At 63.1% G+C, this 13039-nt stretch carries 17 protein-coding genes and 1 pseudogene; 8 read left to right on the plus strand and 10 right to left on the minus strand.

Translation table 11 applies throughout. The features are described from left to right. Positions 1-41: 41 nt before the first annotated feature. A complete protein-coding gene (gene rsiB1 / locus N0Q91_RS05265) occupies positions 42-836 on the minus strand; it encodes a PhyR-type response regulator RsiB1 (RefSeq protein ID WP_003525566.1) in 795 nt (264 codons plus the stop codon). Between the two features lie 160 nt (positions 837-996). On the opposite strand from rsiB1, the gene rsiA1 reads away from it, so the two are divergent. The 3 genes from rsiA1 to N0Q91_RS05280 all read left to right on the plus strand — a co-directional run bounded on the left by rsiA1 (position 997) and on the right by N0Q91_RS05280 (position 3527). Further along, positions 997-1164 carry an anti-sigma factor RsiA1 gene (gene rsiA1, locus N0Q91_RS05270; RefSeq protein WP_018095722.1) on the plus strand — a complete coding sequence of 56 codons (168 nt, stop codon included), beginning with the start codon at positions 997-999 and terminating at the stop codon, positions 1162-1164. A 7-nt stretch (positions 1165-1171) separates the two neighbouring features. Further along, positions 1172-1726: an RNA polymerase sigma factor gene (locus tag N0Q91_RS05275; RefSeq protein WP_275597510.1), complete on the plus strand. Its 555-nt coding sequence runs from the start codon at positions 1172-1174 to the stop codon at positions 1724-1726. 295 nt (positions 1727-2021) lie between these two features. Further along, complete coding sequence (locus N0Q91_RS05280) at positions 2022-3527, plus strand: sensor histidine kinase (RefSeq protein ID WP_018095721.1); 1506 nt, start codon at positions 2022-2024, stop codon at positions 3525-3527. Between the two features lie 66 nt (positions 3528-3593). Here N0Q91_RS05280 and N0Q91_RS05285 read toward each other — a convergent pair whose 3' ends face one another. The 7 genes from N0Q91_RS05285 to hemP all read right to left on the minus strand — a co-directional run bounded on the left by N0Q91_RS05285 (position 3594) and on the right by hemP (position 8816). Then, positions 3594-4025 carry a hypothetical protein gene (locus N0Q91_RS05285; RefSeq protein WP_018095720.1) on the minus strand — a complete coding sequence of 144 codons (432 nt, stop codon included), beginning with the start codon at positions 4023-4025 and terminating at the stop codon, positions 3594-3596. Positions 4026-4072: 47 nt separating this feature from the next. After that, entirely contained in the window at positions 4073-4435 is a 363-nt protein-coding gene (locus tag N0Q91_RS05290) for an ElaB/YgaM/YqjD family protein (RefSeq protein ID WP_018095719.1), read from the minus strand. Positions 4436-4649: 214 nt separating this feature from the next. Beyond that, positions 4650-5441 (minus strand): heme ABC transporter ATP-binding protein, encoded by a 792-nt coding sequence (locus N0Q91_RS05295; RefSeq protein WP_275597511.1) that lies wholly within the window; start codon positions 5439-5441, stop codon positions 4650-4652. Positions 5442-5449: 8 nt separating this feature from the next. Then, the gene (locus tag N0Q91_RS05300; RefSeq protein WP_275597512.1) at positions 5450-6568 is read right to left on the minus strand and encodes a FecCD family ABC transporter permease; all 1119 of its coding nucleotides are present in this window, start codon (positions 6566-6568) and stop codon (positions 5450-5452) included. Beyond that, on the minus strand, positions 6555-7505 hold the full coding sequence (locus N0Q91_RS05305) for a heme/hemin ABC transporter substrate-binding protein (RefSeq protein ID WP_275598091.1): 951 nt from the start codon (positions 7503-7505) through the stop codon (positions 6555-6557). The genes N0Q91_RS05300 and N0Q91_RS05305 overlap by 14 nt, the downstream gene beginning before the upstream one ends. Positions 7506-7561: 56 nt before the next feature. Then, a complete protein-coding gene (locus N0Q91_RS05310; RefSeq protein WP_275597513.1) occupies positions 7562-8623 on the minus strand; it encodes a hemin-degrading factor in 1062 nt (353 codons plus the stop codon). 10 nt (positions 8624-8633) lie between these two features. Beyond that, a complete protein-coding gene (hemP, locus tag N0Q91_RS05315) occupies positions 8634-8816 on the minus strand; it encodes a hemin uptake protein HemP (RefSeq protein WP_375341870.1) in 183 nt (60 codons plus the stop codon). Between the two features lie 187 nt (positions 8817-9003). On the opposite strand from hemP, the gene N0Q91_RS05320 reads away from it, so the two are divergent. The 5 genes and pseudogenes from N0Q91_RS05320 to hmuQ all read left to right on the plus strand — a co-directional run bounded on the left by N0Q91_RS05320 (position 9004) and on the right by hmuQ (position 11821). Then, positions 9004-9432, plus strand: coding sequence for a hypothetical protein (locus N0Q91_RS05320; RefSeq protein WP_127710171.1), 429 nt, complete (start codon positions 9004-9006; stop codon positions 9430-9432). Positions 9433-9472: 40 nt separating this feature from the next. Then, the gene (locus tag N0Q91_RS05325) at positions 9473-10399 is read left to right on the plus strand and encodes an energy transducer TonB family protein (protein ID WP_275597514.1); all 927 of its coding nucleotides are present in this window, start codon (positions 9473-9475) and stop codon (positions 10397-10399) included. Between the two features lie 207 nt (positions 10400-10606). Continuing rightward, positions 10607-11020, plus strand: a complete 414-nt coding sequence (locus N0Q91_RS05330; protein WP_275597515.1) for a DUF2325 domain-containing protein — start codon at positions 10607-10609, stop codon at positions 11018-11020. A 51-nt stretch (positions 11021-11071) separates the two neighbouring features. Then, positions 11072-11338 (plus strand): hypothetical protein, encoded by a 267-nt coding sequence (locus N0Q91_RS05335; protein WP_275597516.1) that lies wholly within the window; start codon positions 11072-11074, stop codon positions 11336-11338. Between the two features lie 169 nt (positions 11339-11507). Then, positions 11508-11821 (plus strand): annotated as a pseudogene (gene hmuQ, locus N0Q91_RS05340) (heme-degrading protein HmuQ). A gap of 307 nt (positions 11822-12128) precedes the next feature. Here hmuQ and N0Q91_RS05345 read toward each other — a convergent pair. After that, entirely contained in the window at positions 12129-12491 is a 363-nt protein-coding gene (locus tag N0Q91_RS05345; protein WP_018095708.1) for a DUF423 domain-containing protein, read from the minus strand. A gap of 5 nt (positions 12492-12496) precedes the next feature. Then, the gene (locus N0Q91_RS05350; protein ID WP_275597517.1) at positions 12497-12889 is read right to left on the minus strand and encodes a globin domain-containing protein; all 393 of its coding nucleotides are present in this window, start codon (positions 12887-12889) and stop codon (positions 12497-12499) included. Positions 12890-13039: the final 150 nt, after the last annotated feature.

A 13039-nucleotide genomic window follows, 5' to 3' on the forward strand; every position in this document is an offset into this window, starting at 1 on the left:
CAATGCCGCCGGGGCCCCTGTGGGTGAGGGCAAATCTCGACTCAGGCCGCAGCCTTCGTCGTCTCGTTGAAGAACAGCGCCTGGCTGATCAGGGCCTTCACCATTTCCGGATTGAAAGGCTTGGTGACGAGGAACGTGGGTTCGGGACGTTCACCGGTCAGGAGACGCTCCGGGAAGGCCGTGATGAAAATCACCGGAACGGCAGCCGTCTTCAGAATTTCGTTGACGGCATCGATTCCCGAGCTGCCGTCGGCGAGCTGGATGTCTGCGAGCACCATGTTCGGCTTCGTCGTCTCATAGAGGGCGATCGCTTCATCCTTGGTGCGTGCAATCCCGGTCACGCTGTGGCCGAGGCTTTCGACCATTTGCTCGATGTCGATCGCGATCAGCGGCTCGTCCTCGATGATCATGATCTCGGTTGCAACCTGACGGGAAATTTCCTGGGATGCGCGGTCGAGAAGTGCGGCCAGCTTGGCGGCGTCTACATCGAGTACTTCGGCGGCTTCCTGTGGGGTGAAGGCTTCGACCGATACGAGCAGGAACGCCTGGCGTGCGAGCGGCGAGACGGCCGCAAGGTTGACGGATGCGCGCTGTTCCCAGGCAAAGGGCGACACCGGCTCCGGCACGAGGACGGAAGACGATCCGAACATGGACGTGAAAAGACGGAACAACGCTACCCTGTCGCTGCTTGCTTCCGGAAAGATCGACGTATCCGCGATAAGTGCCTCAAGCACGGCCGCGACATAGGCATCTCCAGAGGTCTGCGACCCGGTCAGGGCACGCGAATAGCGGCGCAGATAAGGAAGAAATGGAGCAATACGGGTGGACAATGTCATTCAGGGACTCCCTCAATCCATGGGCGTAATATCGTTGCGAAAACGTTTCGCCGAAAAATGGTTCCGCTTCGGAACATTTCATTTTTCCGCTGCGTTATGGAGCAGGCGAACTTTCAAGGGCGAAATTGCAACAATGAGATATACGACAGGGGCAGGGCGGATGAGCGGTAAAAGTCCGTCCTCCGACGATCCGAATGCGCAGATTGCGGTGAAGCTGAAGGCCCTCTATCAGTCGGTGCAGGAGGAAGCGATACCGGCACGCTTTCTCGATCTACTGGAAAAGCTGGAAGCTGCGGAACAGCAATCGGCTCTGCAGGGCAAGGAGTAAGCGCCGGATGTCATCCGAAAATCAAGAGTTCAAGCGTGAGATGCTTGCCGCGCTGCCGAGCCTGCGCGCCTTCGCGATGTCACTGATCGGGCGACATGACCGGGCCGACGATCTCGTGCAGGACACGATCATGAAGGCCTGGGCCAAGCAGGATCATTTCGAGATCGGTACCAATATGAAGGCCTGGCTTTTCACCATCCTGCGCAACGAGCTTTACAGTCAGATGCGCAAGCGCGGGCGCGAGGTGCAGGACAGCGACGGCCATTTGACGGAGACGCTCGCCCACCACCCGGAACAATACGGCTCGCTCGATCTGCAGGATTTCCGTCGGGCGCTCGAACAGTTGCCGCCCGATCAACGCGAAGCGATCATCCTTGTGGGGGCCTCCGGCTTTTCCTACGAGGAGGCCGCCACGATTTGCGGCTGTGCGCTCGGAACGATCAAGAGCCGTGTCAACAGAGCGCGTCAACGGCTGCAGGAAATTCTCCAGGTTCAGGGAGAAAACGACTACGGGCCCGACGAGACCTCCGCACCCATCACCTCGCGTGCCTTCGTTTCCTGATGCGATCCTGCAGCGTCCTGTCGGCCGCGCGAAGTCGCTGTAGCACCTCGATCTGCTGCATGTTTTGTCCTTGAATCGATAGCGGTTCAAGGACATATGCATAGACCGGTGCCGGATTGAAGTTCGTGCGGCGCTCGAAAGAGGGCATTCGGAGGGCTGCGTTCGACCGAGGGAGCGTGGTCGCCATATTGCTCCAATTTGCTGTATGTTTTCCGCCCTAGACCGGCTCCGGTCGAAGGCAACATTCAGCGGAGCTGAAATTCAGGTGCCTGCGCGAGTTTGGAGTTCAGGCCGAATGCGTGAAAAGACAGAGGCGATGCTTCCAGCGGTAGCGCAGGTGCTCGACGCGCCGGAGCGGCTCGGCGTCCTTCAGGCCGCCGTGCCGGACATGTCGGTTCCCGACGAGGATTTCGACGGGCTGGCGCGGCTTGCCGCGAGCCTTTTCGACGCGCCTATCGCTCTCGTCAGCCTGGTCGACCGCGAGTGGCAATGGTTCAAGGCGTGCATAGGCACGGCTGAAACGCGGTCGCACGTTCGCGAGTCCTTCTGCGTCCATACGATTGCGGCAGGCGACGGCGGCCCCTTCCTCGTGCTTGATGCCTCCCGTCATCCGGCGTTCCGCCACCGCCGGGCGGTCGCCAGCCCGCCATTCCTGCGCTTTTATGCGGGCGCGCCGATTATTCTGGACGGTCAGGCGATCGGAACCGTCGCGGTTCTCGATGTCGAGCCCCGGTCCGAGGTCTCGGCCAAACGGCAAAGCGAGCTGCAGCGCATCGCAGGTGTCGCCGCCTCGCTGTTCAAGCTCAAGGACGAGACGCGCCGGCGTGCGCTCAAGGAGGCCGCGCTTTCCCGCGAGGAGCAGCGGCTCGCCATGGCGCTCGACGCCGCCAATGTCGGCAGCTGGCTCTGGGACATTCGCGCCGGCACGGTCTCCGGCAATGGCGCGATGATGCGCATGTTCGGTCTTCCGCCGGAGCGCACCGTCGGCGCCAAGGCGATCTTTTCCGCCATTCATCCCGAGGATCGCATCCCGACCTTCTCGAAGCTCCGTCAGGCGATGGCTGCCAACGAGGAATATGACGGCATGTTTCGCATCGGCACGAACGGGCGATGGCTTCTGGGCCGCGGCCGCGTGCACGACCGCGACAGCAAGGGCGCGCCCCTGAGCTTTCTCGGCATGACGATCGACGTCTCGGACCAGCAGGCGTCGGTGAACCGTACGCGACTGTTGCTGAAAGAGCTGAACCATCGGGTCAAGAACACGCTTGCAATGCTCCAGTCGCTCGCCCGCCAGACGCTCCGGCAAACGAGTGACCCGGCCGAGTTCATGACCGCCTTTGCCGGCCGCCTTCAGGCGATTTCCGAGGCGCACGGGCTCCTTTCCGACTACGAATGGGGCACGATCCACCTGTCGGAACTGATTTCGAAACAGTTGCTGCCCTATGTCAGCGATTATTCCCAACAGGTCGAGCTGCACAAGGACGAGATTCTTCTAGGTCCCGACCAGGCCGTTGGGCTTGGATTGGTGCTGCACGAATTGGCGACCAATGCGGTAAAATACGGCGCGCTCTCGGTGCCGACGGGGAAAATCGTGCTGACGGCGCGACGCGTGGTCGAGGACGGCGAGACCGTCCTGCATCTGACCTGGACCGAAGTGGGCGGACCGCCTATTCGCGAGCCGCGTCGCCGCGGTTTCGGCTCGATCCTGATCGAGCGCAGCCTGGACAAGATCATCGGGAGCTCGGTGAAAGTGGAATATCTGCCTGCGGGGGTCACGGCATTGATCCGACTGCCGCTTTGAGTGCAGTCTGAGGGACCGCGCCTCGGCGCACGGAAAAGGCCCCGCCGGGGCCTTTTCCGTGCGGAATCAACTATCGTCGCTGCGCTTGCGGCCCCGGCTCAGTCCCAGCAGCGCGGCAACGGCAATCCCGGTCGCGGCTCCCAGAAGCGGCTGTTTGCGCAGGATGCTTGTCACCGCAACGAGCGCAAGATTCGTCCGCATCGCCGAGCGGCGGCGGCGTTCGTCGGCAAGCCGGCGGTCGCGGGCGTTCAGCCCGGCCATGACGCCGATGACGACCAGAGCGGTCACGATCAGGGCGACGGTCACCGTCAGCGCTGCGGCGACCGGCGAATAGCGCGCCGAGAGAAGCAGGGCAATTGCTATCAGGGCGAAGACGTAGGCGCTGCCGAGAAGCACGGCGACGATGGCCCAGAGGACCACATTGCGTTTATAGCGCGACGCCGCAGCGGCGGCGTCGAACGCAAGCAGGGCCGACAGGACAGTTCCGAGTGTCCCCATAAGGTAGCTCCCCTTCATACTCGGTCAACGCGACGCCTGGCATCTCCTCACCGGCGCAGCAAAGCGGCTGCGATGAGGCCGATAACGGCTGCGGTGCCGAGCGTCGCAAGAGGGTGCTCGCGTATCGTGCGACGAACCTCTCTTTCCGTATCCGCATAGCGGCTGCGCAAGTCGGAAAGCATCTGCTCGCCGCTCTCCAACAAGGCGTGCAGATCGGTTTCGGCCTGGTCACGGGCGCCGCGCGCCTTGACCTTTGCATCACGCGAAGCCGCAGCCCCGCGGTCGGCAATCAGCGTCATGAGCTGCGCGATGTCTTCGCGTATTTCGTTGAGCTGATCCTCCATCGACGGGTCGATTGCGCTGCCGTTGCGCTTGCGGCTGCCCGAGCCCGAGAACATGCCTGTCGCCATTGTCTTTTCCCTCGCTGCTGTGCCGGCGCGAAACGGCCGGCATGTGGTCGGTTCATGCGAATCGGCCGGCGAAGGCACACTTCCCGGCTCTTTGTGCGCCCGATAGGACACGCGGCACTCCAAGCGGGCGCGGTCTACACGCCGGCATTGTAGATCAACGCATGAGGGAGGAATTTGTTTCGGTAATCCTGACGTTGCCGCTGTGAGCCCGGCTTCACATCGTGGCGGACTGCGGCAATACGAACGGGATATCCTGTGCCGGAGCGACGCTCACCCGCATGCGGCAGCCGAAGACCGCTTCCATGGTCTCGTCGGTCAGCACGTCTTTCGGCGCTCCGCGCGCCCGGATGCGGCCGGCTTTCATCATCACGATCTGATCGGCAAACATCGATGTAAGGTTGAGATCGTGCATGACTGCGACGACACCGCCGCCGTCGGCGCAGAATTGGCGCGCAAGCCGCATGATCGTGAGCTGGTGGCGGATGTCGAGGCTCGATACCGGCTCATCGAGCAGGAGATAGCGCGGTTCGCCGTCTGCGACCGGCGCCGAGATCTGGCAGAGGACGCGTGCGAGCTGCACCCGCTGCTGTTCCCCGCCCGAGAGTTCCTGGTAGAAGCGGCCGGAGAAGCCGGCGAGATCGACGGCCTCCAGAGCTTCGTCGGCTGTCCGGTCGCCGGCGGCCGCCTTGCCGCTTCCGGCTGCCTCGAGGCCGAGGCGCACGATTTCCCTGACGGTGAAGGGAAAGGAGATGACCGTCGATTGCGGCAGCACGCCCCGCTTCAGTGCGAGCTCCCATGGTTTCAGGCTTGCGATGTCGCGACCGTTGATGGTGACCTTACCGGCCGAAGGCGTGAGCTCGCCTGAGATCGCCTTCAAGGTCGTGGTCTTGCCCGATCCGTTCGGGCCGACGATTGCAGTCATCGCACCGGGGGCGGCGTCGAGGGAGACGCCGTGCAGCACCTGTCTTCCGGCAAGGCGGACGGAAATGTCGGATGCTCTGATCATGTTCGCAATCAAAGTCCCAAGTTCGACCGGCCCCTGAGCAGGACCCAGAGAAAGAAGGGCGCACCCACGAAGGCGGTGATGATGCCGATCGGCAGTTCGGCCGGCGACACGATGGTGCGGGCCAGCATGTCGGCGAAGATCAGCAGCGTGCCGCCAAGGAGGGCGGAGGCGGGCAGCAGGTAGCGGTGATCCGGGCCTATGATCAGCCGCAGGAGATGCGGAACGACGATGCCGACGAATCCGATGCCGCCGCTGACGGCCACCGACGCGCCGGTGGCGCCGGCAACGCTGAAGATGGCGATGTTCTTCAGCCGCTGAACCGGGACGCCCATGTGATAGGCGGCGGCTTCGCCGAGCGTGATGGCGTTGAGCCCGCGCGCCAGGAAGGGGACGACTGCAAGTGACAGGAGAATGATCGGTCCGGCGGCGCCGATCTTGGTCCAGTTGGCGCCGGCGAGCGATCCGAGGCCCCAGAAAGTGAGATCGCGCAGTTGTTTGTCGTCCGCGATGAAGACGAGTACGCCCGTCACTGCACCGGCAAGCGCGCCCAGCGCAATGCCCGCCAGCAGCATCGTCGCGACCGAGGTCTGGCCGCCGCGCGTAGCGATCCGGTAGAGCAGCAGCGTGGTGGCGAGGCCGCCGAGAAAGGCGCCGAAGGGGAGGGCATAGAAGCCGAAGACCGCGAACAGCGGGCCAAAGGCAACGTCACCGAGCACGATCAACAGCACCGCGCCGAGGCTTGCGCCGGAGGAAACTCCGACAAGGCCGGGATCGGCCAACGGATTGCGGAAGAGGCCCTGCATCACGACGCCGGAAACGGCAAGCGACGCGCCGACGAGCATGCCGAGAACGGCACGCGGCAAACGGATATCGAGGATGATGATTCGGTCGCGGGCGCTCATGGCCTGATCGGCCTCGCCGAAAAGCCACCGAAGGATATTGCCGAGCGAAGCGTCGGCGGCGCCGGTGGTGATGGAGGTCATGAACGTCACGGCCGCCAGTATCGCCAGAACGAGGATCAGGCCACGCGCCAGGCCCGCCCGGTCTCCGTTGCGCCAGTCGCGGACGATCCGGGCGGCAAGTGCCGGCTGGCGCATCGGGCCTTCCATGGCCTCACTGCGAGGCATTGGTCTTCTTTCCGTAAATTGCGGCGTTGAGTTCGCGGATAGCGCTTGCCGTGCGAGGGCCGAAGCCGAGCAGATGCAGCCCATCCATGCGGATCAGCGCCTTGTTCTTTGCCGCCGGGGTGAGGCTGAGGGCCGGAAGCGCGAAGAGTTCGTCGGGGCCTGCAGCATGGCTATCGCCGCGGTTCATCATCAGGACCACATCGGGCTTGGCCTCGATGATCGCCTCCTCCGTCAATGCCTTGTAACCGGGCGAGGTGCCGACGGCGTTGACCGCGCCGGCAAGCTCGATGATGCCGGCGGCGGCGGTGCCGGTACCGGAGGCGAGGATTCTGCCGCCCTGGGTGCTCAGAATGAAGAGGACACGCTTGCGCTCGCCTTCCGGGCGAGCGGCACTGTCGGCCACGGCGGCGGCGAGATCTCTCTCCACGGATTGCGCGAGCGTTTCGGCCTTTTCCTTCACGCCGAGGAAAGCTCCGACGGCGCGGATCTTGTTGACGATGCCGTCCTTGTCATAGGTCTCGGGGATGCTGGTGAAGGGAATGTTCGCCTCTTGGAGCACGGCGAGCGTTTCCGGCGGGCCGCTGCCCTCGACGGCCACGATTGCCGTCGGGTTGACGGCAAGAACGCCTTCGGGCGCCAATCGCCGCATGTAGCCGACATCCGGCAGCTTGGTCGCCGCCTCCGGGTAAATGCTGGTGGAGTCGCGGCCGACCAGGCGGTTCTCCTCGCCGAGCGCATAGATGATTTCGGTAATCGCGCCGCCCACGGAAACGACGCGGGAGGTGTCCGGCTGCTCGAGCACCTCGGCCATCGCCGGGCGCAGGAACGGAGGAGTTCCCGGCGCAAGCAGGGGCAGAGCGAAAGGCGCCGACAGCGCGAAGGCCGCGAGGGCCATTTCCCAACGCCGAAGACGGCGGATACCGAAGCCGTTCATCATCACTTCCTTTGATCTGTGCGTGTCGTCCCAAATCGCCGCCCGGTCGGGCGGCGCCATCAGGCCGCGACGACGGCTTCCAGGCGGGGCAGCGCCTCGACCAGGCTGCGCCATTCGGCCCTCTCCGAGGAACCTTCCTTCCGCTTTCCGAAAAACTGGATGATCATCTCGCCCTTGGCGTCGAGCGCTTCGAGGGAGGTCACGTGTCCGTCCGCGGTCGGCTTGCGCACGGCCCAGAGTTCGGCGATGTGATCGGTGCGCAGATGCAGATGGAAGGTTTCGTCCATCACGTTCAGCCACGGCCCCATGGTGCCGATCTTGACGACCGGACCGGAATGAATCTGGATGACGCCGCGGTTGCCGACGAAGCACATGATCGGCAGGGCCGTCTCTGCGGCATTGCGCATCATCATCTCGATGCAGGCCGTGTCGAGCCGCCAGGCAAAGTCGTCGCCGATCGCGTGCAGCGCCCGGCGCCGTCCGATATTGAGCTTGCGCAACATGCCGGGGAACTGATGCGTGTCCGTGAGCTTCGACCAGCGGTCGCGCAGCTCCGCCGTATCGACTGCCGCATCGGCCGAATCGTCGGCCGCGGGTGCGCCGGGATCGGCGATGAAGTCCTGCGACTGATCGTCCAGGCGAAGGTCTTCGACGATCTTCTCATAGGCGGCCAGGTTCGAGAGAGGACGCAGGTGAACCTTGTGGACGGCATTGCCCCACTTGTCGAAGAACTGCAGGCTGCGGCGAACCTCCCCTGTCGCATCCGTCTTGGTCACGGCGAAACCATGTGCCCAGGCGCCGGGAAAGATGCGCAGGTCGATTTCGGGACCAAGCACCAGAGCCGCGCCGTGCCCTTGCTTGATGTTCTCGTAGACGCCGACCTTTTCGTGGACGGCGCTTTCGTTGCGGGTAAGCGCAAGGACTTCGCCCAACTCCTCGACGCGCTCGAGGAAGCGGCTGGCGCTGCAGTCGATCCGGACGGCGGTGAGGCCGCATTCGGCAGCGACGAGCGCTGCCTCGGAGATGCCGAGCTTCGCGGCGATGTCGCGTTCGCGCAGCTTCGGATTCTCGGCGCGATAGGCCCGGATATCGGACGGGGTGGGGTGAGCGCTCTCAGTCATCGTCATCTCGTTACTTGTTCAGAATCAGCTTGCCCTGGCGGGTGATCTTCATTCGATAGATCGCCCCGTCGTGGGAAATGAGAATCTCGTTGTGGCCGCGGAAAAGGTCCTGGCTCTCGACGATCGGTTGCGGCCGGTTCAGCGGCGTCTCGGTCCGCCGGGATCGTGGATTATCGTTGTCGTTCGGTGTCACGGTTTTGCCGGTTCGCGAGTAGGAGACGAGACGAGTGCGTCATCCATTGATCCCGCCCATTCCAGTTAGTATCTTGACTTCACTACTCATATTTCATTAAGGACGCAATACCGGAATGTTGCGGTCAAGTTAAAAGGAACGCGTGCGGGAACCGAAAGGACCGCCGCGGACAGCGAGTGGTGCCAGGATGACTTATTTTTCCCGTTTTGCCTTTGCGGCCTTTGCAGCTCTCTTCACGGCAGGGGCAGCCGGAGCGCAGGATGCTGCCGCGCCAGCCGGCCTTTCGATCGAGCTCAACGAGATCGCGTCGTCGGAAAAGGGATGCAAGTTGACCTTCGTCGCCAGTAGCGCGCTCGCTCTTTCGAAGGTCTCGTTCGAATTCGTGCTCTTCGATCAGAAAGGTCTGGTCGAGCGCATGGCCGTGCTCGATTTCAGGGATCTTCCCGCGGGCAAGACGAAAGTCAGGCAATTCGATCTGCCGGGTACGAAGTGCGAGGCGGTGAAAAGCCTGCTGATCAACGATGCGCCGACCTGCGTCGGCGAAGGCGTCGACAAGGGTGCATGTATGACGGGCCTGAAGACCGGCTCGAAATCGGCCGTGGAGCTCAAGGGCTGAGGTTCGCGTTCTCGAAATTGCCGGCGGAAGGCAAGACAGAATGAAACACATGGTGAAATGGGCGGCGGCGATCGGCCTTTCCCTGCTGGCGCATGCCGGCGGGGCGATGTTGCTTGCTCCTGATGAGGAAAAGGAGCTGGCGCTCATCGCCGGCGGCTCCACCGTGGAAGTGTCGATGCTCGGCAACGCCTTCGAAGATGCCGTTCAGGCGGGGGACCCATCCGAAGTGGTGGAGCCGACGGAAGAGACGCCCGAGGAACTGAAGCCGACCGAGATCGAACCGACGGAAGAGGTGGTCGAAGCCGTAGAGCCGGTGCCGACCGAACCTGTTGCCCAGGAGCCGTCCGCGATGACGCCGACGGAGGCGGACGTCATACTCCCCGCGGAAGAGATGCCGGCGAGCCAGGCCGAAGAAGCAGACGTGATCGCAAGCATCGCTCCGGTCGAGACCGTCATTCCGCAGGAGAGACCGGACCCTGACGAAGTCTTGAAGCCCGAGGTCGAGAAGGTGGAGCCGAAGAAGGAGCCGGCGAAGAAAAAGAAGGTCGTCCGAAAAAAGGCAGGTGAGGGCGGCGCCCAGGCGAAATCGCAGAAAAAGGGCAAGACCGACGGCGTGGAGAATGCCACGGCGGCTGCCGCCACCGGCGAAAGCCGCGGTGCGTCGCGGGAAATCGGCAATGCCGCGGTGTCGAACTATCCCGGCAAGGTCAGAAGAAAGCTGACCCGCGCTATTCGCTACCCGGCCGAGGCCAGAAGGCAGGGGCTGCGCGGTGTTGCCCATGTCAGCTTTACCGTAACTTCCGGTGGTGGGGTGGCAAGGGTCGGCATAACGAAAAGCGCCGGTTCACCCGTCCTCGATCAGGCGGCGTTGGAAACCGTGCGCCGGGCGGCACCTTTCCCGGCCATTCCCGCCGGTGCGGGCCGCGACAGATGGGAATTCAACATCCCGGTGTCCTTCACCCGGTGAATTCAGGGCTGTGAATCTGCTTCCGCGAGCGAGGAAAAAGTCGCGAAGGCGAGCATCGAAATATATGATAAAAACACTCATGTTTATACTTTACTCCTGCTATCAAGTTTTATAGGTTGCCTCCGTCACGCAACCGATCGGTGTGTGCCAAATCTGATTGGCGATGGGCCGCAGGGCCGGCGTCGCGGAGCAAGACGGAGACGACGGATGGGTGGCAAGCGGCACCAGAATGCAGGCAAGGGCGGCAAGGGCAGGGCAAAGGATGCGCAGAGCGAGCCGCAATCCAATGCCGGAAAGGCGACGCTCGAGGGCCGCAGCTTCCTCTATGTCGGCGGACGCGACTGCCAGGTTGCGCATCTGCGCCAGATCGCCAGTTCCTACGGCGCGGAACTCATCCACCATGACGGCGGTTTACGGGAGGCGGTGTCGCGCATCGATCGCGTCCTGCCCTCGGTCGACTGCGTCTTCTGCCCGATCGACTGCATCAGCCACGATGCGTGTCTTCGCGTGAAGACCGGCTGCAAGAAGTGGGGCAAGGCCTTCGTGCCGTTGCGCAACGGCTCGAAGTCGAGTCTCGAGCGGGCGCTTCAGGATCTGACCGGAAACGGCAGCGAGAACTGAATCTTTTACGAGCGGTCAGACGGCATTCTCGCCGGCCGCATGGAGCTTCCAATGCATGACGAACGTCCCGATCAGATGACGATGATCGGTCTTCACAAACTCGCTTCGCAATTCGGTGACGGACTGGTTACCGAGCTCTACGAGCTTCTCACGCGCCGAGCACGGATGCTTGAGGAAAACGAAAACGTGACCGAATTTCCGACCTGGCAAGCGCGCCCGCCGGCGAGGGATACTCTCGGCCTTGCGCCGCCGAGCGGGGGATCTGTCCTGCTGTTTCCGTCAACGACAGCGCAGCCCGTCTCGCAAAAGAAGGCCTAGATCGCTTCCAGGAAACGTGTGTAACGGCTTCCGTCCGGAAGTGCGTTGGACCAAGGGTTAGGGCCTTCCAGTGTTTCCATGAAACATTGGGATGCGCTAATAGTTGAGGCGCGGGATGCGGGCGAAAAACCGCACACACTTTCCTCATCCCGCTACAGGAGAGCTAGCCATGTTTTTCGCCATGAACCGTTTCCGTGTCGCAGCCGGCCAGGAGGAGGCCTTCGAGGCGGTCTGGAAGGCGCGGGACTCTCTCTCTCGGAGATGCCGGGCTTCATCGAATTCCATCTGCTGCGCGGCGACAGCGTGCCGGAGGAAGGCTACACGCCTTTTATTTCGAAATCGGCCTGGGAGACCAAGGACGCCTTCATCGCCTGGACCAAGTCCGATAATTTCCGGGCGGCGCACCGAAGCGCCGGCGAAAACAAGGCAATGTATCTCGGTCCCCCGAAGTTCGAGGGCTTTACCGTCGTCGAGGGTGCCTGATCTTCAGCGCGCCGTCATGCTTGGCGAACCCGCGGCGGCTTGTTTGATTTCCTCATTCCTGTGCTTGTCACAGGAATCCAGCCAGACCAAGTCCTTGGGCTGAAAGAACGCTTCCCGCGCCGCAGACGCGGCGCTGCTGGATCCCTGTGACAAGCACAGGAATGAGGCGAGGAGAGATTGCAGGCCTCCGAATCTCAACAGGTGTGGTTCACTTTCATCCGGAAGGCCAGTTTGCCTCCGAAAATGTGCGACTGCATACTGAAACTCCCCTCTTACCGGAATTCCTGTACTTCGGGCTTGTCCCTCCTCACGCTTCCGGGCGCAGGAATGCCCCGATCGCGACGGCAAGCCAGCCGGCCATCATCGTCAGGCCCCCGAGCGGCGCCGACATTGGGAAGAGGCCGTGGCCCGAGAAATGGCGCATGGTGAGGTCTCCGGCAAAGAGTGCCGTGCCTGCCGCCAGCAGCAAGGCGGCGAGGGCGGCGGTGCGGAAGTGCGCCCATCCGGCATGAAGCGCGACGAGCGCCGGTGCGTGGGCGAGGCACATGGCCGATGCGCCGCCGAGAAGACGCGGATCGCCATGCGAAGCGGCGGCGGCACTCGCGACGCCGAAGAGGCCCATGAGGCCGGCTACGAAAAGCATGGTCGAGCGCAGTCCGCTGTTCGGCATCCTGGCTATTCCTTGTTCTGCATATGATGGGCGAGCCGGGTGATCGGCTCCAGAATGATCTCCCTCAGCTTCGGGTGGGAGACGGTTTCTTCGAGTGCGCGGGTGAAGCAGAGAAGCCATTCGTCGCGCTCGACAGGCCCGATCCCGGCAATGAAGTGCCGGCGACGCAGCATGGGGTGGCCGCGTTTCTGCACATAGATCGGCGGTCCACCGAGCCATCCGGTCAGATATTCGTAGAACTTTTCCTCGCTGCCGGTCAGATCCGGCGGGTGGATGGCGCGGCAGTTCGCCGCCTCGGGCAGGCTGTCCATCAGTTCGTAGAAGCGCCGCGTCAGGGCGCGCACGGTGGCGTCGCCACCGATCGCCTCGTAAAGCGTCGCCGTTTGCGGTTCCGTCATGGTCACATTCCTCGCCGGGATTGGTACAGCGCGCGACCCGTGCGGGCAATGGCTTGCCATTCCTTCGCTTGCGGCTTTTCGGCGCGGCAGACATCGTCGACTGCCTTCCCGCGCGACGAACATCGCCCCGAGGAAAGCCACTTGACAAAC

This window comes from Sinorhizobium prairiense (genome assembly GCF_029201645.2).
Lineage (GTDB): Bacteria > Pseudomonadota > Alphaproteobacteria > Rhizobiales > Rhizobiaceae > Sinorhizobium > Sinorhizobium meliloti_A.